Source organism: Nitrospirillum iridis (genome assembly GCF_014205765.1).
Lineage (GTDB): Bacteria > Pseudomonadota > Alphaproteobacteria > Azospirillales > Azospirillaceae > Nitrospirillum > Nitrospirillum iridis.
This window is the reverse complement of record NZ_JACIIZ010000007.1, coordinates 250,937-271,968: the sequence shown is the minus strand read 5'-3', so window position 1 is coordinate 271,968 and position 21,032 is coordinate 250,937. Positions and strand designations below refer to the sequence as shown.

Annotated in this window: 24 protein-coding genes; 20 read left to right on the top strand and 4 right to left on the bottom strand. The window is 68.2% G+C overall.

Going from position 1 to position 21,032, the window contains the following annotated elements:
* Positions 1-16: 16 nt before the first annotated feature.
* Complete coding sequence (locus FHS74_RS14470) at positions 17-811, bottom strand: class II aldolase/adducin family protein (RefSeq protein WP_211106305.1); 795 nt, start codon at positions 809-811, stop codon at positions 17-19.
* Positions 812-931: 120 nt separating this feature from the next.
* Here FHS74_RS14470 and FHS74_RS14465 point away from each other — a divergent pair, with 120 nt between their 5' ends.
* The 8 genes from FHS74_RS14465 (at position 932) to FHS74_RS14430 (ending at position 8,929) form a co-directional block, all read left to right on the top strand.
* The gene (locus tag FHS74_RS14465; RefSeq protein WP_184801670.1) at positions 932-1,612 is read left to right on the top strand and encodes a Crp/Fnr family transcriptional regulator; all 681 of its coding nucleotides are present in this window, start codon (positions 932-934) and stop codon (positions 1,610-1,612) included.
* 480 nt (positions 1,613-2,092) lie between these two features.
* Positions 2,093-3,202: a retroviral-like aspartic protease family protein gene (locus FHS74_RS14460; protein ID WP_184801668.1), complete on the top strand. Its 1,110-nt coding sequence runs from the start codon at positions 2,093-2,095 to the stop codon at positions 3,200-3,202.
* Between the two features lie 207 nt (positions 3,203-3,409).
* Complete coding sequence (locus FHS74_RS14455; protein ID WP_184801665.1) at positions 3,410-4,576, top strand: retroviral-like aspartic protease family protein; 1,167 nt, start codon at positions 3,410-3,412, stop codon at positions 4,574-4,576.
* A 416-nt stretch (positions 4,577-4,992) separates the two neighbouring features.
* Positions 4,993-5,568: an RDD family protein gene (locus tag FHS74_RS14450; RefSeq protein ID WP_184801663.1), complete on the top strand. Its 576-nt coding sequence runs from the start codon at positions 4,993-4,995 to the stop codon at positions 5,566-5,568.
* 52 nt (positions 5,569-5,620) lie between these two features.
* Positions 5,621-6,163, top strand: coding sequence for an RDD family protein (locus tag FHS74_RS31300; protein WP_184801661.1), 543 nt, complete (start codon positions 5,621-5,623; stop codon positions 6,161-6,163).
* Positions 6,164-6,248: 85 nt separating this feature from the next.
* Complete coding sequence (locus FHS74_RS14440; protein ID WP_184801659.1) at positions 6,249-7,673, top strand: short-chain fatty acid transporter; 1,425 nt, start codon at positions 6,249-6,251, stop codon at positions 7,671-7,673.
* Between the two features lie 130 nt (positions 7,674-7,803).
* Complete coding sequence (locus FHS74_RS14435) at positions 7,804-8,229, top strand: YajG family lipoprotein (RefSeq protein ID WP_184801657.1); 426 nt, start codon at positions 7,804-7,806, stop codon at positions 8,227-8,229.
* Between the two features lie 79 nt (positions 8,230-8,308).
* On the top strand, positions 8,309-8,929 hold the full coding sequence (locus tag FHS74_RS14430; RefSeq protein WP_184801655.1) for a GNAT family N-acetyltransferase: 621 nt from the start codon (positions 8,309-8,311) through the stop codon (positions 8,927-8,929).
* Positions 8,930-9,104: 175 nt separating this feature from the next.
* On the opposite strand, the gene FHS74_RS14425 is transcribed toward FHS74_RS14430, so the two are convergent.
* The gene (locus tag FHS74_RS14425) at positions 9,105-9,587 is read right to left on the bottom strand and encodes a glutathione peroxidase (protein ID WP_184801653.1); all 483 of its coding nucleotides are present in this window, start codon (positions 9,585-9,587) and stop codon (positions 9,105-9,107) included.
* A gap of 119 nt (positions 9,588-9,706) precedes the next feature.
* Between FHS74_RS14425 and FHS74_RS14420 the strand changes: the two genes are divergently transcribed.
* The 5 genes from FHS74_RS14420 (at position 9,707) to modC (ending at position 13,063) form a co-directional block, all read left to right on the top strand.
* Positions 9,707-9,853, top strand: coding sequence for a hypothetical protein (locus FHS74_RS14420; RefSeq protein ID WP_184801650.1), 147 nt, complete (start codon positions 9,707-9,709; stop codon positions 9,851-9,853).
* Between the two features lie 6 nt (positions 9,854-9,859).
* Positions 9,860-10,096, top strand: a complete 237-nt coding sequence (locus FHS74_RS14415; RefSeq protein ID WP_184801649.1) for a hypothetical protein — start codon at positions 9,860-9,862, stop codon at positions 10,094-10,096.
* A 271-nt stretch (positions 10,097-10,367) separates the two neighbouring features.
* Entirely contained in the window at positions 10,368-11,183 is an 816-nt protein-coding gene (gene modA / locus FHS74_RS14410) for a molybdate ABC transporter substrate-binding protein (protein WP_246463135.1), read from the top strand.
* Between the two features lie 33 nt (positions 11,184-11,216).
* Positions 11,217-11,933 carry a molybdate ABC transporter permease subunit gene (modB, locus tag FHS74_RS14405; protein ID WP_184801647.1) on the top strand — a complete coding sequence of 239 codons (717 nt, stop codon included), beginning with the start codon at positions 11,217-11,219 and terminating at the stop codon, positions 11,931-11,933.
* Positions 11,933-13,063, top strand: coding sequence for a molybdenum ABC transporter ATP-binding protein (gene modC / locus FHS74_RS14400; protein WP_184801645.1), 1,131 nt, complete (start codon positions 11,933-11,935; stop codon positions 13,061-13,063). Before modB ends, modC begins: the two co-directional genes overlap by 1 nt.
* Positions 13,064-13,082: 19 nt before the next feature.
* On the opposite strand, the gene FHS74_RS14395 is transcribed toward modC, so the two are convergent.
* Positions 13,083-13,430, bottom strand: a complete 348-nt coding sequence (locus FHS74_RS14395; RefSeq protein WP_184801643.1) for a winged helix-turn-helix domain-containing protein — start codon at positions 13,428-13,430, stop codon at positions 13,083-13,085.
* A 94-nt stretch (positions 13,431-13,524) separates the two neighbouring features.
* On the opposite strand from FHS74_RS14395, the gene FHS74_RS14390 reads away from it, so the two are divergent.
* From FHS74_RS14390 to FHS74_RS14370, 5 genes are all read left to right on the top strand, one after another.
* Complete coding sequence (locus FHS74_RS14390) at positions 13,525-14,214, top strand: PadR family transcriptional regulator (RefSeq protein WP_184801641.1); 690 nt, start codon at positions 13,525-13,527, stop codon at positions 14,212-14,214.
* A 12-nt stretch (positions 14,215-14,226) separates the two neighbouring features.
* A complete protein-coding gene (locus FHS74_RS14385; protein ID WP_184801639.1) occupies positions 14,227-15,597 on the top strand; it encodes an MFS transporter in 1,371 nt (456 codons plus the stop codon).
* A gap of 232 nt (positions 15,598-15,829) precedes the next feature.
* On the top strand, positions 15,830-16,198 hold the full coding sequence (locus tag FHS74_RS14380) for a hypothetical protein (RefSeq protein ID WP_184801637.1): 369 nt from the start codon (positions 15,830-15,832) through the stop codon (positions 16,196-16,198).
* A 158-nt stretch (positions 16,199-16,356) separates the two neighbouring features.
* Positions 16,357-17,202, top strand: a complete 846-nt coding sequence (locus tag FHS74_RS14375) for a substrate-binding periplasmic protein (RefSeq protein WP_184801635.1) — start codon at positions 16,357-16,359, stop codon at positions 17,200-17,202.
* A 94-nt stretch (positions 17,203-17,296) separates the two neighbouring features.
* Entirely contained in the window at positions 17,297-18,250 is a 954-nt protein-coding gene (locus tag FHS74_RS14370) for an NAD-dependent epimerase/dehydratase family protein (RefSeq protein WP_184801633.1), read from the top strand.
* Here FHS74_RS14370 and FHS74_RS14365 read toward each other — a convergent pair whose 3' ends face one another.
* A complete protein-coding gene (locus FHS74_RS14365) occupies positions 18,251-19,141 on the bottom strand; it encodes a LysR family transcriptional regulator (RefSeq protein WP_184801631.1) in 891 nt (296 codons plus the stop codon).
* A 140-nt stretch (positions 19,142-19,281) separates the two neighbouring features.
* On the opposite strand from FHS74_RS14365, the gene FHS74_RS14360 reads away from it, so the two are divergent.
* Positions 19,282-20,022: an SDR family oxidoreductase gene (locus FHS74_RS14360; protein WP_184801629.1), complete on the top strand. Its 741-nt coding sequence runs from the start codon at positions 19,282-19,284 to the stop codon at positions 20,020-20,022.
* Between the two features lie 26 nt (positions 20,023-20,048).
* Entirely contained in the window at positions 20,049-20,969 is a 921-nt protein-coding gene (locus FHS74_RS14355; RefSeq protein ID WP_211106304.1) for an SDR family oxidoreductase, read from the top strand.
* Positions 20,970-21,032 lie beyond the last annotated feature (63 nt).

The following is a 21,032-nucleotide window of genomic DNA, read 5'->3' as shown; positions in this document are numbered from 1 at the left end:
CGTGGGCGGTTGAGCCTCAGTCCTGATAGCCCGGCATCTGGCGGCCCAGCCGGCGCAGCAGGGCCGGCCAGACCAGCAGGTTGGCCGCCTGGGACACACCCATGCGGCTGATCTGGATGTTGCGGTCGATGGCGTCCTGCGCAGATGGATACAGCGGCCGGCCCATGGTGAGCGTGCGCACCTGCATGGTGCAGGACCGCTCCAGGAAGTACATGCGGGTGAAGGCCTCCGCCACCGTGCGGCCCACGGTCAGGGTGCCGTGGTTGCGCAGCAGCATGGTGTTGCGGGTCCCCAGGTCATGCTGCAGGCGGGGGCGCTCATCGTGGTTGAAGGCCACGCCTTCGTAGTCGTGATAGGCCAGGTCGTCGATGACCAGCTGCGCCGTCTGGTTCAGCGGCAGCAGCCCCTCCTCCAGCGTCGACACCGCCGTGCCGTCGGCCGTATGCAGATGCAGGACGCAGCCCGCGTCCTCGCGCACCTGGTGCACCGCGGAATGGATGGTGAAACCGGCCGGGTTCACGGGAAAGCCGGTGTCCAGCACCACCTTGCCCTCAAGGTCGATCTTCACCAGGCTGCTGGCGGTGATCTCCTCGAACAGCAGGCCGTAGGGGTTGATCAGGAAGTGATGCTCCGGCCCCGGCACGCGGGCCGAAATGTGGGTGAACACCAGATCATCCCAGCCGAACAAGGCCACCAAGCGGTAGGCCGCCGCCAGATCGACGCGCAGCCGCCATTCTTCGGGCGAAACGCGGTCACGCACGCCGCCAAGGGCTGCGGCGGGTGGGGCGGTAGTGGGGGCAATGTCAGGCATGGAATCCTCCCAGGATTTTTATGGCGGGGCCACCCTACGCCCGCCGCGCGTCCAAGAATGTCGCGGATTTGACAATTTGTCCGCCAGCGCCCAGCCTTATGCCATCGGGAGGGGGAGCCCATGGACAAGCAGGCGGCAGCCCAGGTGCTGGAAGCGCGGGGGTGGCTGGCGGAGCAGTCGGCGGACTTGCGGGCCGAGATCCTGGCGCGGGGACGGTTGCGCGCCTATGCCGACGGCCAGGCGGTCTATCGCGGCGGCGACGCGCCGGACGGGCTGTATGCCCTGGTTAGCGGGCGCATGCGCCTGGCCACGGTGCAAGAGGACGGGCGGGAGGTGGTGATCCTGCATGCGGGACCGGGGCACTGGTTCGGCGAGGTTTCCATGGTCGACGGCCTGCCCCGGGGGCAGACGGCGGTGGCCAGGGGTGACAGCCTGGTGCTGCACCTGCCGGCCCAGGCCTTCGCCCGGATCGTGGACGCCGATCCCCGCCGCTGGGCCAACTTCGCCGGCATCCTCAGCCGTCATCTGCGCCAGGCCACGCATTATCTGGGCGAGGTGCTGGCCCTGCCCACGCCCCAGCGCGCCGCCCGCCTGCTGGCGCTGCTGTGTCGGTTGGAGGAGGCGGGGGCCGGCCCCTGCATCCTGCCCCTGTCGCAGGACGACCTGGCCGGCATGCTGGGCCTGAGCCGCCAGACCACCAACCGCGCCCTGGGCCGGCTGGAGAGGGCGGGTTTGGTGCGTCTAGGCTATGGCGGCATCCAGGTGCCCGATGGCGCGGCGCTGGAACGGTACCCGGGCTGATCCCCCTACCGCACAACGGGAGCGGTCGCGGGGGAAGCATGCGGCCGATAGTTGCAGGTCAGCATGTTTCACTTCCGCGCCCCGGACGCGTCATGGCAATGTTCACGCCATGGTGGCGCACGGTGCGGCGGCCTTGGGGGAAGTGGGATTGTGGCGATGGGGAACCGGGTCCCGGTGGGGGGCCGGCGCGGTTCTGGTGCCGGGGGGTGCCAAACCGCTTGCCTGACAATGGCGTTGGCATGGGTCCGCCCGGCGGTGCGGCCGGCCAAGACCATGATTGTGTCCTGCGCCCTGCCGGCCGACCCGTCCTTGGACGCCTCCCCCTCCCCGCTCCGGCCTCCCCGGCCGCCGCGCTTGGATTACCGAGCCGCCCCTATCGTGACCGGGGAGGCGCCCACGCGCGATCCATTTCGGCTTCCTCCGAGACCTGGCCACGCAAACGGCCGACACGCCCCCTTCGAACAAGAGAGACGCAAAAGCATGAGCCTGCCTCGCCATCGCCCCGCGCGCCGCTTCGCGGCGGCCGCGTTATGCCTGACCCTGGCCTGCATCGCGCCCGGCCGGCATGGCGGCGCCCAGGCGGGGCAGGAGAAGGAAAAGTGTCAACTGCTGCGCGTGGGTACGCTCAAGCTGACCATGGACGCCAACATGCCTCTGCTGGATGTCGGTGTGAACGGCCATGACGGTTACCTGATGATGGATACCGGCGCCGCCTACGGCATGGTCACCAAGCCGGCGGCGGAGCGGCTGCAACTCCGCTACCATTGGGTTCCCGGCATTTATATGGAGGGCGTCGGCGGCAGGGTCAGCGTCCAAGAGGGCAGGATCGACGATCTGCGGTTGGGTGATTCGACGGCCCATCGCATCGACTATCCCGTCTTCACCAACCATGACCTGTCCGACAACCCGGACATCTTTGGCGTCATGGGGGAGAATTTCCTGTCCAGGTTCGATCTGGACATCGATATCGCGCACAACAAGGTCAGCCTGTTCGAGCCCAAGAATTGCGATGACATCGCCTTGGCCTATTGGGGCGATACTTTCAGCGAGGCGGAGATGAACCACTTCTCCAAGGACAGCCCGAAGATCTGGTTGAAAGTCCTGCTCAACGGCGAGGAAATCCGCGCCATCCTGGATACCGGCGCGTCCACGTCGGTGTTGACCGAACGCGCGGCGGCGCGGGCGGGGCTGACGCCGGAAACTCCCGGCGTGAAACGCAGCGGCAAGTCGGCGGGCATCGGCGACGATCAGGTGGAAGACTATGTCGGCGTCTTCGACAGCTTTCGGCTGGGGGATGAGGAAATCAAGCATGTGCGCCTGCGTTTCGGCGACCTGTTCAGCCGGGGCGGACGTGATGTGCCGGAGATGCTGCTGGGCCTCGACTTCCTGCGCGCCCATCGCATGTTCGTTTCCCACAGCCAGCGAAAAATCTACTTCTCCTATCTGGGTGGCCCGGTGTTCCAGGTGATGGGACCGCGCCTGCGGCGGGCGGAGCCCCTGCCCGAGGGAGCGGCGGAAGGGACGGACGGCCCAGCGGCCAATCCCGCCGATGGCACCCCCGTCGGCCCCGAGGCCCGCCCCCACGGTTGAGGGCGGCGCTCCTTCACAAGGCGATGCCGGAAGGCCTGTACGCGCTTGACGGGCGCATGCCACCCGCCCGCTCAACAGACCCTGGCCCCGGGTAAGGCGGTCTCCCTGCCACGACAGCAGGCACTCTTGCCAACATCAAACCGTCGTGGCACCACCTACGGGGGACAAAACTTAAGGGATTAGGGTTTTATGGGGAAGCGGTGGGGCATGGCGCGCACGGTGGCCTGGAAGCATGGTGCTGACTTTGTTTCGGACCTTCTGGCCGGCGGTGCCGTGCGGCGTGGTGACCGCCGCCGGTTTCCGGCGTTTGTCGTCTGGGCGGCCCTCTGGGCCGCTGGCGCCGTGGTCGCGGCGGTTCCCGCCCAGGCCGGCCAGGACGCCTGCCACCTGTACAAGCTGGGCAGCCTGCCGCTGACGCTGGATGGCAACCAGCCGCTGATCGACGCCACCATCAATGGGCAGCCCGTCCACCTGCTGATGGATACGGGGGCCGCCATCAGCTTCCTGACCCGACCGGCGGTGGAGCGGCTGAACCTGCGCCATCACTGGGAACCGGGTCTCTACATGGGCGGTGTCGGCGGCAGTCATCTCAAGGTCAACATGACCAAGGTGGACGACCTGACCTTGGGCGAATGGACGGTGCACAACATCCCGTTCCTGGTGGCCGGCGCGCACGATGTGGGCGAAACGGATGTCGCCGGCACGATTGGGGAAAGCTTCTTCCGCAATTACGATGTGGACATCGACATCGCCCACAAGGTGGTGAACCTGTTCCGCACCGATGGCTGCGATGGCCAGGATCTGGCCTACTGGGGCGGGAACTTCACCGACGCCAAGATCGGCATGTCGGAAGATGGCAATCCCCAAATCTGGGTCACCGTGCAGGTCAATGGCGTGGACGTGCGCGCCATCCTGGACAGCGGCGCCGAAACGTCGGTCATGACCATGAGGGCGGCGGCCCGGGCTGGCATCACGCCCGAGAGCCCGGGCGTGACCCGCGCCGGGGCCAGCCAAGGCATCGGTGAAACGGTGATCAGCGATTATGTCGCCGTCTTCCCCACGTTCACCGTGGGGGAGGAGACGATACGGAACGTGCGTCTGCGCTTCGGCGACCTGTTCGAGGGCGATCGCCGCATGAGCACGCCCGAGATGTTGCTGGGCCTGGATTTCCTGCGGGCCCATCGCGTCATGGTGGCCCACAGCCAACGCAAGATTTACCTCAGCTACGTGGGCGGCCCGGTTTTCCAGGTGGTGGGACCGCGCCTGCGGCGGGCGGATCCACTGCCCGACGGTGCGGCGGAAGACGCGGACGGCCCGGCGGCCAAGCCCGCCGACAGCACCACCGTCGGCCCCGAGGCCCGCCCCCACGGCTGAACCTAACGGATGGGCCGCCCCCACAAGGCGACACAGCGGGCGCCTCAATCTTTCGTTGAAGTCTTAACCCGAGCATTCGTGAAAATTTGGCGCCTGTCAGATATTGTCACATATTGATGACAGTCAACAAACTATCATGGAGAGTCACTTGCCATCTCAAACCTGCGATGATAAGACTCGTCACACAATAATCACAGCGACGTTTACTTGAGATGAACGGCCAATTAACCGGCCACATCTTTCCATATGTGTGTAAACGGCGTTTTAATGGAAACTATATTGCAGACAATGCCGCCGCCTATCAGGCCCCGTCTTATTTCAGGCGGTGACACCCACTCGTGTGGCGGCACTGTCTTTCATCCCGAAAAGCCCCTATCCTTGCTGGGCTTTCGTGACAATGACGCGCAGAGGGGCCCATGAGCGCCGACGCGACCGCCCCCGCAGCTATCCTCCCAGACAGTATCGCCCCCGGTTGGACCTATGGCGGCTTTTGGCGCCGTGCCTTGGCGGCCATCATTGATGGCCTTATCCTGTTCGTGGCCTCGCTGACGGCATCGGTGGTCTTCGGCTATCCGCTGGCGCCGGGCGTGGGTGACACCGCATCCCCGCCGGATATCGGCACCTTGCCCACGGCCGCGATCGTCAATCTGGCGCTCTACCTCAGCTATCATACCCTGTTCGTCGCCAGCGGCATGCGGGCGACACCGGGCAAGCGCTTCATGAACCTGGTGGTGGCGCTGCCCGATGGCGGCCGGATCAGCCCCGGCCTCGCCTTCGCCCGCATCGGCGTGCAGGAACTGATCTCCGTCCCCCTGGTGCTGTTGCAGCCCCTGGCCAAGACGGCGCCGCTGCTCTACGGCGGTGTGGCCCTGGCGCTGTGCGCCGCCCTGCTGGTCAATTACCTGATGGTCGCCTTCACCGAGCAGAAGACCGCCGGTCATGACCGCATCTGCGGTACGCGGGTGTTCAAGACGCCGGATAGCGACGTGTAGTCCAGAGGGTGGCACCTGCCGACAAACGACTAATCCCAGAGGCTCATGAATTTTGCCTGCCTTGTTATCGGCTACTGATGCCACGCTCAATCAATTAGACCATGCGAGCCTCTGGCGGCGTGCCGGGGCCTTTTGCATCGATGTTTTAATTCTACTATTGCCAATGTGGAGTCTTTCACTGCTCTGTGGCTACACCATGTTTCCAGATCATTCTCCCGGCACGGAAGCAGACTTCCCCGTGACGGCATCTATCGTCAACACCCTAATATGGGTTGCTTACTGCACGGGGTTCACGAGCAGCGCCCTGCAAGCCACGCCGGGAAAACGCCTGATGCGGCTAAAGGTAGGACGTCCCGATGGCAGTCGCCTGTCACCAGCTCGTGCTTTCGCCCGTGTCGGTGTCTTAATGCCCTTGAACCTGCCCGGTTGGTTGGGCCATGCGTCGCCACATTGGAGCGTGCTTTCTGCCGACTTGCTGTTGACGGCGGATGTATTGGCCGTAGCCTTCACTCGGGAGAGAACCGCGGGCCATGACCTGCTGTGCGATACCCGGGTTTTCAGCGTATCGTCCCATCCCGTCGCCCCAAGGACATGACACCCCACCTTCCCGGTGTTTTTCCCAACCCAAGCCAGTATGGTTAACGCGGCGGGCCAAACGATCCCGCAGGGAGGAAACGGCAATGGCGATCCATAAGATGGCGGGTGGAGCGGTCGGGACCGGTGATGAGGGGATTCTGGCGCGCGGCGCCATCGCCTTCACCCGCTGGGCGGAGAAATGGTTTCCCGACGCCTTCGTGTTCGTCGTGCTCGGCGTCATCATCGTGGCCGCCGGCAACCTGGTGTCGGGGGCGCCGGTGGGCGCCGTCGCGACGGGCGTGGGTGACGGCTTCTGGTCGCTGATCCCCTTCACCATCCAGATGTCCATGGTGGTGATCACCGGCTATGTCGTCGCCAGCTCGCCGCCGGTGCTGCGCCTGATCGAATGGCTGGCCCGGGTGCCGGCCACGGGCCGGGGGGCGGTGGCCTTCACCGCCTTCGTCAGCATGGCGGCCTCCTACCTCAATTACGCCCTCAGCCTGGTGCTGGGCGCCCTCTTGGTGCGGGCGCTGGCCCGGCGGCGGGACATCCGCGTGGACTACCGCGCCGCCGGCGCGGCCGCCTATCTGGGCCTGGGCGCCACCTGGGCCCTGGGCCTCAGTTCCTCCGCCGCCATGCTGCAGGCCAACCCCGCCAGCCTGCCCAAGGCGGTGGCCGACATCACTGGAATCATCCCGCTGAGCCAGACCATCTTCCTGTGGCAGTCCATGGTGATGGGCCTCGTGATCCTGCTGGCTTCCGTCGCCATCGCCTATTATTCGGCGCCGGGCGACGCCCATGCCCGCACCGCCGCCGACCTGGGCGTGGATGTGGCGGAGGCGACGGCCGAAAAGCCCCAAGGACCGGCGCGCCCGGGCGACTGGCTGGAACTGACCCCCATCCTGCCCCTGGTCATCGTGGCGCTGGGCGCCGGCTTCCTGCTGCATGAGTTCCAGACCAAGCCGGCGCTCGGCGTCATCTCCACCCTCAACACCTACAACTTCTTCTTCATCATGCTGGGCCTGCTGCTGCACGGCCACCTGCGCGGCTTCCTGAACGCCGTCTCGAAAGCCGTGCCCAGCACCGCCGGCGTGCTGATCCAGTTCCCCTTCTACGGCGCCATCGCCCAGTTGCTGACCCAGGTGCCGGGGTCGGACGGGCAGTCCATCTCCCACCACCTGGCGCATCTGTTCGTCAGCCTGGCCAATGGCGGCACCTTCCCGGTGATCATCGGCCTCTATTCCGCCATCCTGGGCTTCCTGGTGCCGTCGGGCGGCGGCAAGTGGATCATCGAGGCGCCCTATGTCATGCAGGCGGCCATCGACGTGAACGCCCACAAGGGGTGGGCGGTGCAGGTCTATAACGCGGCCGAGGCCCTGCCCAACCTGATCAACCCGTTCTGGATGCTGCCCCTGCTGGGCGTGCTGGGCCTGAAGGCCAAGGACATCGTGGGCTTCAGCTTCACCCAGCTGCTGTTCCACCTGCCGCTGGTGCTGTTCCTGCTATGGCTGCTGGCGCCGGCCCTGTGACGGTTCGGACGCCGCCGGCGGGGTCCTGCGGAATTCGGTGCGGAGGCGGCTTTTTGTCGCCCCCAAATTGAACAAAGTGGGGGGATTGTCTATTCAGAGGGGGACCTTCCCACAACCGGGACTCGCCCCCATGAAGACCATCGCTTTCCTGATCGCGGGCTTCGCCCTGCTGGCCGGTTGCGCCACACAGCCGCTGACCACGGAGGACGCCATCCAGCAGGCCGCCGCGGTGGCGCCGGACGTCTATTCCGACACCTTCATCATGGACGTGACGGCCACAGGCCGGACGGAGGGACGCATCTTCCTGAATTCGCTGGAGGACTATCGCGACCCGCACAACCTGTCGATCGAGATCCTGCCCTCGGCCCTGCCGCTGTTCAAGCAGTTGTACGGCCAGGACGCCGACAGCTATTTCAAGGGCCACCGCATCACCGTGCTGGGCGAAGCCAAGCGTGTGCCCATCTGGTACATTTCCGGCGGCAAGCGCACCGGCAAGTTCTATTATCAGACCCACATCGTCGTGTCGGATCCCGACCAGATCAAGATCGAGTCTTGAGGCCTGACGCCTAACCCGCTTGCCAGGCCCTTGCCGTTTCGGGGAAGGTGATCCCCAACGGCCAAGGAACGGTGCCGCCATGGCGGATCATGAAACGGCGATCGTGTTGCCCCGGCTGGGCGATGACGGTTTGATCCTGCGGCCCCTGCGGCCCGATGACGCCATCGCGCGACACGCCCTGGGCCGCGACGCGGAAATCCACCGGCTTATGGGGTGGGATGGCAGCGGCGGCAACCCGCCCTATACCCGGGAGGATGCGGACACCTGGATGGCCGATCAGCGGAAGTTTCCTTACAGCTGGGCCATCGCCCTGCCCGAGCCGGGCGTGGACGGGCCGGATGGCCCCTTGCCAGACCGCATGATCGGCACCGTACGGCTGGGCGGGGTGAACGATTCGCTTGCCCCCGGCCTGCGGACGGCCAGCCTGGGCATCGGCCTGCTGGACCCGGGCGTGCTGAACCGGGGCCTGGGCATGCGGGCCATGCGCCTGCTGTTACCCCATGCCTTCGGCCCCCTGGGCCTGCACCGCATCGGCCTGCGGGTGCTGACCATCAACACCCGCGCTATCCATTGCTATCAACGGCTGGGCTTCAGCACCGAGGGGCGGGAGCGGCAGACCTATTGCCTGATGGGGCAGTGGCACGACAGCCTGGTCATGGGCCTGCTGGCCGACGAATACACGCCCCAGAGCGAGATGTGACCCCCTGTGGTCACGTCTCGCTCGTAACCCGTTCATGATGCAGCGAAACGCGTTTCTGACTGATGCCGCCTTAGGACGCGACCGCGTCCGCCGGAGCGAGCACCGCAGGGCGGAGCGAGGAAGCCAAGGCCACGGATGTGGCCGCCCGGCGATTGAGGGGGTGTATTACGCCCGTTCAGGCGGCCAGCGCCGCCTGGATCGCCTTTTCCAGCTGTTCGGGCTTGGCCAAGGGGGCGTAGCGCTTCACCCGGCCGTCCTTGCCCACCAGGAACTTGGTGAAGTTCCATTTGACGGACTTGCTGCCCAGGAAACCGCGGGCCCGGCCCTTGAGATGCTCATAAAGCGGCTCGGCACCCGGGCCGTTGACCTCGACCTTGGCCAATACGGGAAAGGTCACGTCATAGGTGAGGGAGCAGAAGTTCTGGATCTCCTGCGCGTCGCCCGGTTCCTGCTGGCCGAACTGGTTGCAGGGAAAGCCCAGGATGACCAGGCCCTGGTCCTTGTACGTGCGGTACAGGGCCTCCAGCCCCTTGTATTGCGGGGTGAAGCCGCACTTGCTGGCCACGTTCACCACCAGCACGACCTTGCCGCGATAGGCGGCCATGTCCACCGGCGATCCCGCCGCGTCCCGCACCGTGTAATCATAAACCGTCGCCATGGTCCGCCCCCGTCGCTCGCGGAAAGTCCCCGGCGGCCCTGTGCCTTGGGGTTCCCGACTGTCCCCCCAAGGCTACAGGATGAATTATATTGCGCACAAGGTAATTTGATTACACCAGCATGTTGACGGAGCTGATCTGCCCGTCCTGGCTGCTGCTGCCGGCACTGCTGGCGTCGCTGTCGCCACTCGACCCCGTGCCGGAACCGTTGCCGCTGGCCGATTGCGTGGCCGGGGTGGTGGTCACGGTGGTGGAACCATCGGAATAGGTCACGGTGGTCGTGGTCGACCCATCGGGGGCGGAGACGGTGACCGTGCTGGTCACCGTCTTGGTCGAGGAGCTGCCGCTGGCGCTGCTGGTCGAACCGCTGCTGTCCGAGGAGGACGTGGAGGAGGAAGACGCGTCGCTGGACGTGCTGCCGCCAGACTGCAGCAAGGAGCTGAGCGAGACGGTCATGTTGGTGCCGGTGGTCGACGAAATGCTGGTCATGGACGACATCCCCCAGATGTGAGACAGGCGCGAGGGTGCCGCCCCCCGCATGAATGGCAGGGCATCAGCCTGGCGCCAGCCGACGCAGAGCCGCCAGCGGCAAGAGGACATGCGGTCCGGTTGCAAATTGCACGACAGCCTTTGGCATGTCCGCCGTTGCGGAACGCGATCGTTCGCACCCCTGCAAAGACAAGCGATGCCCCGCCGCGCGTTACGCATTGGCGGGCGCCGTCCCCTCGCGCTATATTTATGGGGATATAGCGTTGAACCAAGCGCCAAGGGGGCCACGGGACATGCGTAAAATGTGGAATCGCCGGGGGATGTGCCGGTTGGCCATGGCGGTGGCCGTGGCGGTGGCGACGGGCCTGGGTGCGCCGGCCGCCCAGGCGCAGGGGGATGGGCCGCTAGTGTTCGCAGCGGCCAGCCTGAAGAACGCGTTGGACGCCGCCAACACGGCCTACGCCGCCAGCGGCGGCGCCAAGGCCACCATCACCTATGCCGCCAGCTCCGCCCTGGCCAAGCAGATCGAGGCCGGCGCGCCCGCCGACATCTTCATCTCGGCCGATGAGGATTGGATGGATTACCTTGCCGGCAAGGGCCTGATCCAGACCACCACCCGCCACGACCTGCTGGGCAACCGCCTGGTGCTGGTGGCCGCCGCCGACGCCAAGACCAGTGTGGAGATCAAGCCGGGCTTCGCCTTGGACCAGGCGCTGGACGCGGCACAGAAGGGGGGCCGCCTGGCCGTGGGCGACCCGGCGGCCGTGCCCGCCGGCAAGTACGCCAAGGCCGCGCTGACCAAGCTGGGCGCCTGGGACAAGGTGCAGGACCGCCTGGCCCCGGCGGAGAATGTGCGCGCCGCCCTGGCCCTGGTGGCCCGGGGGGAAGCGCCGCTGGGCATCGTCTACGCCACGGACGCGGCGGCGGAACCGGGGGTGCGCATCGTCGCCACCTTCCCGGCCGACAGCCACGCCCCCATCCTCTATCCCATCGCCCTGGCCAAGGACAGCGTCAGCGCCCAGGCGCAGGCCTTTCTGGAATTCCTGGCCAGCCCCAAGGCGCGCCCCCTGTTCGAAGCCCAGGGTTTCACCGTACTGTCGGCGAAGTGATCCCCTGACGCCTTCCCGAGCAGGCCGGACCCCATGATCGACCTCGGTTTGGCCACCCTGGGTTTCGGCCCGGATGAGGTGGCGGCCATCCATCTCAGCCTCAAGGTGGCCATCTGGGCCACCCTGGCGGCCCTGCCCCCTGGCATCGCGGTGGCCCTGGCGCTGGCCCGGGGCCGATTCTGGGGGCGCGACCTGCTGAACGGCGTCATCCACCTGCCCCTGATCCTGCCGCCGGTGGTGACGGGGTATGGCCTGCTGCTGCTGATGGGGCGCCAGGGTCTCATCGGCAAGCCGCTGTCCAGCCTGGGCATCGTCTTCGCCTTCAACTGGACGGGGGCGGCGCTGGCCGCTGGCGTCATGGGCTTCCCCTTGATGGTGCGGGCCATCCGCCTGTCCATCGAGGCGGTGGACGCCAAGCTGGAACAGGCCGCCGGCACCCTGGGCGCCCCACCGGTGTGGGTGTTCGCCACCGTGACCCTGCCCTTGATGCTGCCGGGCGTGCTGGCGGGGTCGGTGCTGGCCTTCGCCAAGGCCTTGGGTGAGTTCGGCGCCACCATCACCTTCGTCTCCAACATCCCGGGCCGCACCCAGACCCTATCGGGCGCCATCTATGCCTATACCCAATCGCCGGGGGGCGATGCCGGCGCCCTGCGGCTGGTGGCGGTGTCGGTGGCCCTGTCGCTGGCCGCATTGCTGCTGTCCGAAACGCTGGCGCGCAGCGTCAGCCGGCGCATCGGCGGATTGTCGTGATGGCCGGTTCACCGCCCCCGCCACCCCCCTCCCTGGATGCCCCCTCCCTGGATATGGACGTGGCGCTGCGCCAGGGCGCTTTCGACCTGGAGGCGGCGGTGACCGCCGGCCCAGGCCTGACCGTGCTGTTCGGCCAATCGGGATCGGGCAAGAGCACCCTGATCGATCTGGTGGCGGGCCTGCGGCGGCCCGACCGGGGGCGTATCGCGGTTGGCGGCGTTCCCCTGGTGGATACGGCGAGCGGCCTGTGGCTGCCGCCCCATCGCCGCCGCGTCGGCTATGTGTTCCAGGAGGCTCGGCTGCTGCCCCACCTGACCGTGCGCCAGAACCTGCTGTATGGCCGCTGGTTCGCCCGCCGTCACCTGACGGTGGAGGCGCCCACGCTGGACTCGGTGGCCGACCTGCTGGGCATAGCCCCCCTGCTGGCCCGTCGCCCGGCGGGACTGTCGGGGGGGGAGAAGGCGCGCGTGGCCCTGGGCCGCGCCCTGCTGGCGGCCCCGCGCATCCTGCTGATGGACGAGCCGCTGGCGGCCCTGGACGAATCGCGCAAGGCCGAGATCCTGCCCTATCTGGAGCGCCTGCGCGATCAGGTGGGCCTGCCCATCCTGTACGTCACCCATGCGGTGGCGGAGGTGGCGCGTCTGGCCACCACGGTGGTGATGCTGGACCAGGGCCGGGTGCGCGCCGTGGGCGCCCCGTCCAGCCTGTGGTCCCGCCCCGACCTGATGGATTTGACCGGCGGGGCCGAGGCCGGGTCGCTGCTGGACGCGGTGGTGGGCGAGCGAACCGGCGATGGGCTGATCCCCCTGGACACCCCCGCCGGCCGCATCCTGGTGCCACACCTGCCGACCGAGCTGGCCCCCGGATCCCGCACCCGCCTGCGCATCCCCGCCCGCGACGTGCTGCTGTCCGACCGGGCGCCGCAAGGCCTGTCCGCCCTGAACATCCTGCCCGGCGTGGTGAGCGACGTACGGCTGGAAGAGGATGGCAGCCGGGTGGTGCGGCTGGACTGCGTCGGCGCCACGGTATTGGCCCGTGTCACGGGCACCAGCGCCGCCGCCCTGGCCATCGCCCCGGGTCGGCCGCTGTGGGCCATCGTCAAGGCCGTCGCCCTGGATCCTGCCACCTAACCCCGGGCGGCCCACAGGCTTACGCGCCGGGCACCCTCAACCGGCGGGCCAAGCCAGCGCGGGTTTCGGCCGTGGCCTCGGCGGCCGCCTTTTCCATGGCCCGGTATGCCGCCACCAACTCCTGCCCGAAGTCGGTCAAGGCCGCCCCGCCGCCCCCGCCGCCGCCCACCTGGGTGGTGACCGAGGGCAGGGCGAAGGTCTGGTTCAGCGCGTCCACCAATTGCCAGGCGCGGCGATAGGACATGCCCATCGCCCGGCCAGCGGCGGAAATGGAACGGTGTTCGGCGATGGCTTCCAGCAGGCGGATCTTGCCGGGCCCCACGGCGCCCTGGTCACCGAAATCGAGGCGGAGGGTGAGACGGTTCATGGGACCGCATTGAATCGCGACCGGCCGCCGCCCGCAAGGGGCATCGCGAAAGCCGATTGATAGTTTAATCCAACTATATTAGTTTAATTAAACCATGAAAGCGGAACTCCTCATCCTGGGCGTGCTGCAGGGCGGCGACCTGCACCCCTATGAAATCAAGCGGCGGCTGACGGCGGCCCATGTGGACCACTACATCGACGTGGACGTGGGCACGCTCTATTACGCCGTGCGCAGCCTGGCGCGGGACGGCCTGATCGAGGCCAAGGGCGTGGAGACGGTGGCCAGGGGCGGTGAACGCACCACCTATGGCCTGACGCCCGCCGGCAAGGCCCGCTTCCACGCCCTGATGGCGGAACGGCTGGCGGACCTCTCCCCCCGCTATCACCCGCTCTATCCGGCACTCATGTTCCTGCACCACGCCGATCCGGCGGTGGTGGCGGATGCCCTGCGCCACAGGCTGCGGGAGCAGTTGGCCTATCACGCCCCCCTGAAGGCCTTGGCCGACCATCTGGCGCCCATCCATTCCACCGGCATGCGCGCCATCCTGGAAAACGGCCTGGCGCATATGGAGGCGGAGAACGCCTGGCTGGCCCGACTGGTGGACACCCTCGAGGCCGGGGACATCCGCCCGCCTGACTACGAACGGGCGCGTCTGATGGGCCTGTTCCCCGGCGGTACGTTGCCCCCCGAGTACCAGCAGTTGCCGCCGCCGGCGAAAGCCCCCCGGTCCAAACCGCGATCGGCCAACAGGCCGAAGCCGGACGCCAAAAATCCCTTGTCCTGAGGCGCCCCCCCTATGTCCACCCCATCACCGCGCGCCAAGCGCCCACCCACCCCCCTGATGCGCAACCGCAACTTCCTGTGGCTGATCAGCGGCGGCGTCATCTCCATGGTGGGCGACCAGTTCAGCCTGCTGGCCATGCCCTGGCTGGTTCTGGCGATCACCAACGACACGCTGGCCATGGGCCTGGTGCTGGGTCTGATCAGCCTGCCGCGCGCGGTGTTCCTGCTGTTGGGCGGCGCGCTGGTGGACAGGTATCCGGCCCGCACCGTCCTGCTGTTGACCAAATACGTGAACGCCGTGCTGCTGGGTGGGCTGGCCGGCGGCGTGCTGACCGGCACGCTGACCGTGCCGGTGCTGTGCGTCGTCGCCTTCGCCATCGGCCTGACCAGCGCCTTCAGCATTCCCGCCGGAACGTCCATCCTGCCGCGCGTGGTGCCGGGCGACCAGTTGCAGGCGGCCAACGGCATGATGATGGGCATGCGCCAGGCGACGCTGTTGCTGGGCCCGCTCATGGCCGGCGGCCTGATCGCCCTGGTGGGTGGCAGCGGCAAGGCCCCCTCCGGCGGCGCGCAGGCGCCTTCGGAATTGGAGGGCCTGGGCGTCGCCTTCCTGGTGGACTGCCTCAGTTTCGTCATTTCCGCCCTGACCCTGTACCGGGTGCGGATGCTGGCGGTCCCCGATCAGCGAAATAGGGACGAAGACCTGGGCGCCGTGTTCCGCTCGATCGGAGATGGCATCCGCCATTTCTGGAACGATCCCAGCCTGCGCGCCCTGTGCCTCTATTTCTCCGCCGTGACCTTCTTCATCGCCGGTCCGTTGCAGGCGGTGCTGCCCGTCTTCGCCCGCGACCGGCTGGCCGACGGCGCCGACGGCTACGGCGTGATGATGGGCCTGCACGGCCTGGGCACCCTGGTGGGCATGGCCATCTCAGGCGCCCGCCCCAACCTGCGCCTGCGCACCTTGGGCACCACCATCCTGATGGTGGACACCATCGTGGCCCTGGTGTTCATGCCCATGGGCGTGACCCGTCACACCTGGCAGGCCGCGTTGCTGATGGGGGTGGCCGGCTGCATGGCGGGTTTCATGCAGATCAGCGTTTTCACCTGGATCCAGCGGCGCATCCCCCCCGCCATGCTGGGCCGGGGCATGAGCCTGTTCATGTTCATCGTCATGAGCCTGGCGCCCCTGTCCGCGGCCCTGTGCGGCGGGCTGATGCGCTACGTGCCCCCCCAGGCCATGTTCCTGGGCTGCGGCCTGGCGCTGTGGATGGTGGTGGCCGTGGGATTGACGTCGAAGTCGCTGCGCGACATCGCCTTGCCAAGCCGCACGCCGCCGGCCGCCGTCCCGGCGGAAGCGGCCCTGGAGAACCCGGCGGCGGTCTAGGGTGCGGTTCGCGGCTCGGATGGAAGCGTCTGAGCCGTGAACCGCCCGCCGGAACCGGGATACCCCCTCCGTTTGGCCCCCTCCGTTTGGATGGCTCCCCCCGGCCCCAGCGGGGGTGCTAGGGTTACCGGGTCTCGCGCATCCCGCCCCATGCCGCCGCCCTCCAGGCAAAGGAGTGTGCGATGCGCCATCCGCCAGTCCCCTGACCGCCCCTGCCCCAAGGAACGGCCCGATGACGTCACCGGATACGCCACCGCCCCCCAGCGATGCCTCCGCCAACGGCGTCCCCGCCGACGGCCAATTGCCGATGGCCGCGTCACCCACCCCCCTGTTCGGCCAGGACCCGGACGGGGCCGCCGCTCGCATGCGCCATCTGTTCCACATGGCAACGGCGCACCAGGACAGCGATTGCCGCGCGTTGGCGGGCCTGCTGCTGAAAGCGGCCACGGACCTGTCGGCGGGCGATGCCCTGGCGGTGGAAACCATCCTGGCGCGACATCCGCCGGACATGCGGGGGTGGCTGTTGCAGCGGGCGGCCGCGCTGGCCACGGCCTGCGGCGTCGTGCGGCACAAGATCGCCACCCCGGCAAACCTGCATTGACCAGGCCGTTTACCACGATTCGACGGCCGTTAAGGACTTGGTAGGCATTCGGGGGGAGACTTCTCCCCTCCGCCGGGTTGAAGCGTCCCACCCCAGAAGCCGTTCCCTTCCCGGCGCGGATCGCACCCCGTTCGCGTACAGCCGCCGCCAGGAAGCCGATGCCCGGTCCCGCTGCACCCCCCGCAGTCCCTCCCCACCGTCGGCGCCGGATAGCGGCCCTTCTGGCCGCCGCCTGCGCCATTCCCCCGGCGGTATGGGGGGCGGATACGGCGCGGGCGGGAGAGGCGGCGGTTTCCCTCACCCTGATCACGGAAGAGAATCCGCCGCTCAACTTCACCGACCCGGCCACAGGCCGCCTGACCGGCATCGTCGGCGACCTGCTGCCGGTGCTGATGGCGGCCGCCGGCGTCGCCTACCAGGTGCAAGTCTTGCCCTGGCGGCGGGGATACCACACGACGCAGGAGATACCGGGCACCTGCCTGTTCGCCGTGAACCAGACGCCGGAGCGCCTGCCCCTTTTTCAATGGGTGGCCCCCATCGTCCAGGGGGGCGCCGCGCTCTTCGCCCGGCCCGACTGGCTGCACTACGACCGCGCCCACCCTGACGGCACCCGCGCCCTGGGCAGCCTGGAGGAGGTGAAGACCCTGGCCAGCGAGGCCCAGGCGCGGGGCACGCCCCTGTCCATCCTGGTTCCGGCGGGGACCATGCTGGCCAGCAGCCTGCGCGAGCAGGGGCTGGAGGTGACGGAGGTGGCACTGGCCAACCAGATGCCCATGCTGGCCGCCGGCCGGGCCGACCTGGCCGCCGCCGGCGCCATCAGCGGACGCTGGCTGGCCCGACAGGCGGGCGTGACGGTGGAATCGGTATTGACCTTTTCGGTCGCCCCCGTGGGCATCGCCTGCAACCTGGGCACCGATCCGGCCCTGGTCGCCCGGTTGCGCGCGGCCCTGGACGGTCTGCGCAGCGACGGCACCCTGGACCGCATCCGCCGGAACTATCAATAAAGCCGCCCGCCTTCCCCCCCGTTGGCCATTGCCCCACGCGGGCCCCCCGTGTCATTGAGGCGCCAGGACCATAGGCAGGCGTGAGGACGGGGACATGGCCAAGATCGTGGTGACCGGCGCCACCGGCTTCGTCGGCCGGACCCTGTTGCCCCGGCTGCAGGCGGGCGGGCATCGGGTCATCGCCGTGGTGCGGACCGCCGGCGTCGACCTGCCGGCCGGCGTCGCGGCCGCCGCGGTGGGGGATCTGACCGGGCCCGTCAACTGGGCCCCGGTGCTGGAGGGCGCCCAGGCCGTGGTCCACCTGGCCGGCCTGGCCCACCAGCGCGATGTGACGGCCACGGCACTTGAGGCGCTGAACGTCACCGCCACCGTGCGCCTGGCCCAAGCCGCCCAGGCGGCGGGCGTGTGCCGACTTGTCCATGTCAGCAGCGTCAAGGCCCAGGGCGACCACAGCCCCGGCCGCCCCCTGACGGAAGCGGACCCCGCAGTGCCGGAGGACGCCTATGGCCAGTCCAAGCGCGCGGCGGAAGAGGCGTTGGCCGCCTTGTGCCCGCCGGGCGGCCCCCTCTCCCTGGCCATCCTGCGGCCACCCCTGGTCCACGGACCCGGCGTGAAGGCGAACATGGCGGCCCTGCTGCGCCTGGCCACCCGCTGGCCGGTCCTGCCCCTGGGCGGCATCGCCAACCGCCGCAGCCTGATCAGCGTGGAGACCCTGGCCGACGCCATCACCCGGGCGGTGGAGCGGCCCGGGGTCACCGGCACCTTCCTGGTCGCCGACCAGCCGGCCCTGTCCACCAGCGACCTGGTGGCGGCCATGGCCGCCGCGGCCGGCAAGCGCCCCTGGCTCGTTCCCCTGCCGGCCATCGTCTGGCGCACCGCCGCCGCCCTGCCCCGCCTGGCCGGCATCGTCGATCGCCTGACCGGATCGCTGGAAGTGGACGACGCCGCCTTCCGCGCGGCCTTCGACTGGCGCCCGCCCCTCAGCCAGAACGAGGCCCTGACCCGCACCGTGCGGGCCTTTTTGCGCGAGACCGGGCGGACGCCTTAATCAGCTCTGGCCCTTGAACAAGCTGGCGACCCAGTCGACGAACACCCGTACCCGCGGCGACAACTGGCGGTTCTGGGGGTAAAGCACGGACACCGGAATGGGCGGTGGGGGATAGAGGGGCAGCACCGGCACCAGGGTGCCCGCCGCCAGGTCGGGCCCCAGGTGATAGCCGGGCGTCTGGATCAACCCCAGGCCCAAGCGGGCGGCATCGGCGAAGCTGTCGGCGCCGGACACGCTGACCACCCCCGGCAGGGTGATATGCCGCACCTCATCCCCCACCAGGAACTCGAACGGGAAAGGCCGGCCGGTGACGGAGGAGACGAAGTTCACCGCCTGATGGCCATCCAGGTCATCCAGGGTGGTGGGCACGCCATGGCGATCCAGGTAGGCCGGGCTGGCCACCGTCACCTGGGGCAGCACGGCCACCCGCCGGGCGATCAGGGCGCTGTCGCGCGGTTCCCCCGCCCGCAGCACGCAATCCACGCCTTCCCGCACCAGGTCGACCAGCCTGTCACCTTCGCTGATGTTCAGTTCCAGACCGGGATAGCGGGCCAGGAAGGCCGGCAAAGCGGGGAACAGGAAATGCCGCGCCAACTTGCCGTGCACATCCACGCGCAGCAGCCCCTTGGGCTCCGTCGCGCGAAACGCGCCCTCCGCCTCCTCCACATCCGCCAGCAGGCGCAGGCAGCGCTGGTAGTAGGCCTCACCATCCAGGGTGGGGCTGACATGGCGGGTGGTGCGGTTCAGCAAGCGGGTGCCCAGCCGCCCCTCCAACTGTTGCAGGGTGTGGGTGACCGTGGCCCGGGGCATGCCCAGATCCTCCGCCGCGGCGGTGAAGCTGCGCCGCTCGACGATACGGGTGAAGACGCGCATGGCATCGAACCGGTCCATCGCTCGATCTCATTATTTATTAATATTGGATAGTGATGGCAATTTTAGATCATTTATCCAAAAACAGCCAGGGCACACCTTTCGGTCATCGAACACGCCCGCCGCCACGGCGGGCCACCCGACCGAAGGACAAGACAGCCATGAACACCCCCATGAATAGGGTCGCCCTCGTCACCGGTGCCGCGCGGGGCATCGGCGCCGCCATCGCCGAGCGTCTGGGCCGCGACGGCTACACCGTCATCGTCAATTACGCCGGGAGTGCCGCCGCCGCCGAGGCGGTCGCGGCCAAGATCGAGGCCGCCGGCGGCCGCGCCCTGACGGTGCAGGCCGACGTGGCCTACGCCGCCGCGGTCAAGACCATGTTCGACCGGGTGGAGGCCGCGTTCGGCGGCGTGGACATCCTGGTCAACAACGCCGGCGTCATGACGCTGGCGGCCATCGCCGACATGGGTGACGACGCCTTCGCCAAGCTGGTGGACGTGAACCTGAAGGGCACCTTCAACACCTTGCGCGAGGCGGCGCAACGCCTGCGCCAAGGCGGCCGGATCATCAATTTCTCCTCCAGCGTCGTGGGGCTGTACCCGCCCACGTACGGCGCGTACGCGGCCACCAAGGCGGCAGTGGAGGCCCTGACCATCATCATGGCGCGGGAGATGCGGGGCCGGTCCATCACCGTGAACGCCATCGCCCCCGGCCCCACCGCCACCGACCTGTTCCTGACCGGCAAGCCGCAGGATGTGGTGGACCGTCTGGCCAAGCAGGCCCCGCTGGAACGCCTGGGCCAGCCGGAAGACATCGCCGCGTGCGTCGCCTTCCTGGCGGGGCAGGACGGCGCCTGGATCAACGGCCAGGTGCTGCGCGCCAACGGCGGCATCATCTGACCGCCGCGCATGAAAGGAGAGCGATCATGAAGCAGGTCATCGTCATCACCGGCGCGTCCAGCGGGTTCGGCGCGCTTGCCGCCCGCGCGTTGGCCCAGGCCGGCCATACCGTCTACGCCACCATGCGCGACACCCAGGGCCGTAACGCCCCACAGGTGGAAAAGGTCAGGACCTATGCCGCCGAGCACGGCGTGGACCTACGCGCGGCGGAGATGGACGTGCAATCCGACGCGTCGGTGGCGGCCGCCATCGCCCGGATCATCGATGAGGCTGGCCGTCTGGACGTCATTGTGCACAACGCCGGCCACATGTCCTTCGGCCCGGCGGAGGCCTTCACGCCGGAGCAGTACGCCCAATTGTTCGACATCAACGTGTTGAGCACCCAGCGGGTGAACCGGGCGGCCCTGCCGCACTTGCGCCGCCAGGGCCGGGGGCTGCTGGTATGGGTGTCCAGCAGCAGCACCCGGGGTGGCACGCCCCCCTATCTGGCCCCCTACTTCGCCGCCAAGGCCGCAATGGACAGCCTGGCCGTCAGCTACGCCTCGGAACTGACGCGCTGGGGGATCGAAACCGCCATCGTCGTTCCCGGCGCCTTCACCAAAGGCACCAACCACTTCGCCCATTCGGGCTCGCCCGCCGACACGGCGTGCGCCGCGGTTTACAACGAGGGCCCCTATGCCGACGTGCCGGACCGGGCACTGAAAGGCCTGGCGGCGCTGGAACCGGCGGATGCCGACGCTGGCAGCGTGGCGGAGGCCATCGTGCGGGTGGTGGACCTGCCCCACGGCAAGCGCCCCTTCCGCACTCATATCGACCCATCCCAGGACGGGGCGGAAGTGGTGAATGGCGTCGCCGACCGGGTGCGGGCGGAATTGTTCCGCCGTATCGGGCTGGAAGATCTGCTGTCGCCCGTCCCCCACCCGAATCCTCCTAACCGACATACCTAGATCGGAAGGGGGTGACCTGGTCTTAAGGCGCCCCTTTTCATCCAAAAAAAAGCAGAGTTCTGG

What these genes read in the sequence shown, in the direction of transcription:
- modA (WP_246463135.1), top strand. Translation starts at nt 10,368, where the DNA reads ATGCGTAAAATGTGGAATCGCCGGGGGATGTGCCGGTTGGCCATGGCG.
- FHS74_RS14450 (WP_184801663.1), top strand. Translation starts at nt 4,993, where the DNA reads ATGAGCGCCGACGCGACCGCCCCCGCAGCTATCCTCCCAGACAGTATC.
- modC (WP_184801645.1), top strand. Translation starts at nt 11,933, where the DNA reads ATGGCCGGTTCACCGCCCCCGCCACCCCCCTCCCTGGATGCCCCCTCC.
- FHS74_RS14440 (WP_184801659.1), top strand. Translation starts at nt 6,249, where the DNA reads ATGGCGATCCATAAGATGGCGGGTGGAGCGGTCGGGACCGGTGATGAG.
- FHS74_RS14460 (WP_184801668.1), top strand. Translation starts at nt 2,093, where the DNA reads ATGAGCCTGCCTCGCCATCGCCCCGCGCGCCGCTTCGCGGCGGCCGCG.
- FHS74_RS14365 (WP_184801631.1), bottom strand. Translation starts at nt 19,141, where the DNA reads ATGGACCGGTTCGATGCCATGCGCGTCTTCACCCGTATCGTCGAGCGG.
- FHS74_RS14380 (WP_184801637.1), top strand. Translation starts at nt 15,830, where the DNA reads ATGACGTCACCGGATACGCCACCGCCCCCCAGCGATGCCTCCGCCAAC.
- FHS74_RS14425 (WP_184801653.1), bottom strand. Translation starts at nt 9,587, where the DNA reads ATGGCGACGGTTTATGATTACACGGTGCGGGACGCGGCGGGATCGCCG.
- modB (WP_184801647.1), top strand. Translation starts at nt 11,217, where the DNA reads ATGATCGACCTCGGTTTGGCCACCCTGGGTTTCGGCCCGGATGAGGTG.
- FHS74_RS14465 (WP_184801670.1), top strand. Translation starts at nt 932, where the DNA reads ATGGACAAGCAGGCGGCAGCCCAGGTGCTGGAAGCGCGGGGGTGGCTG.
- FHS74_RS14370 (WP_184801633.1), top strand. Translation starts at nt 17,297, where the DNA reads ATGGCCAAGATCGTGGTGACCGGCGCCACCGGCTTCGTCGGCCGGACC.
- FHS74_RS14455 (WP_184801665.1), top strand. Translation starts at nt 3,410, where the DNA reads ATGGCGCGCACGGTGGCCTGGAAGCATGGTGCTGACTTTGTTTCGGAC.
- FHS74_RS14375 (WP_184801635.1), top strand. Translation starts at nt 16,357, where the DNA reads ATGCCCGGTCCCGCTGCACCCCCCGCAGTCCCTCCCCACCGTCGGCGC.
- FHS74_RS14470 (WP_211106305.1), bottom strand. Translation starts at nt 811, where the DNA reads ATGCCTGACATTGCCCCCACTACCGCCCCACCCGCCGCAGCCCTTGGC.
- FHS74_RS14420 (WP_184801650.1), top strand. Translation starts at nt 9,707, where the DNA reads ATGTTGACGGAGCTGATCTGCCCGTCCTGGCTGCTGCTGCCGGCACTG.
- FHS74_RS14385 (WP_184801639.1), top strand. Translation starts at nt 14,227, where the DNA reads ATGTCCACCCCATCACCGCGCGCCAAGCGCCCACCCACCCCCCTGATG.
- FHS74_RS14355 (WP_211106304.1), top strand. Translation starts at nt 20,049, where the DNA reads ATGAAGCAGGTCATCGTCATCACCGGCGCGTCCAGCGGGTTCGGCGCG.
- FHS74_RS14390 (WP_184801641.1), top strand. Translation starts at nt 13,525, where the DNA reads ATGAAAGCGGAACTCCTCATCCTGGGCGTGCTGCAGGGCGGCGACCTG.
- FHS74_RS14395 (WP_184801643.1), bottom strand. Translation starts at nt 13,430, where the DNA reads ATGAACCGTCTCACCCTCCGCCTCGATTTCGGTGACCAGGGCGCCGTG.
- FHS74_RS14430 (WP_184801655.1), top strand. Translation starts at nt 8,309, where the DNA reads ATGGCGGATCATGAAACGGCGATCGTGTTGCCCCGGCTGGGCGATGAC.
- FHS74_RS14360 (WP_184801629.1), top strand. Translation starts at nt 19,282, where the DNA reads ATGAACACCCCCATGAATAGGGTCGCCCTCGTCACCGGTGCCGCGCGG.
- FHS74_RS14435 (WP_184801657.1), top strand. Translation starts at nt 7,804, where the DNA reads ATGAAGACCATCGCTTTCCTGATCGCGGGCTTCGCCCTGCTGGCCGGT.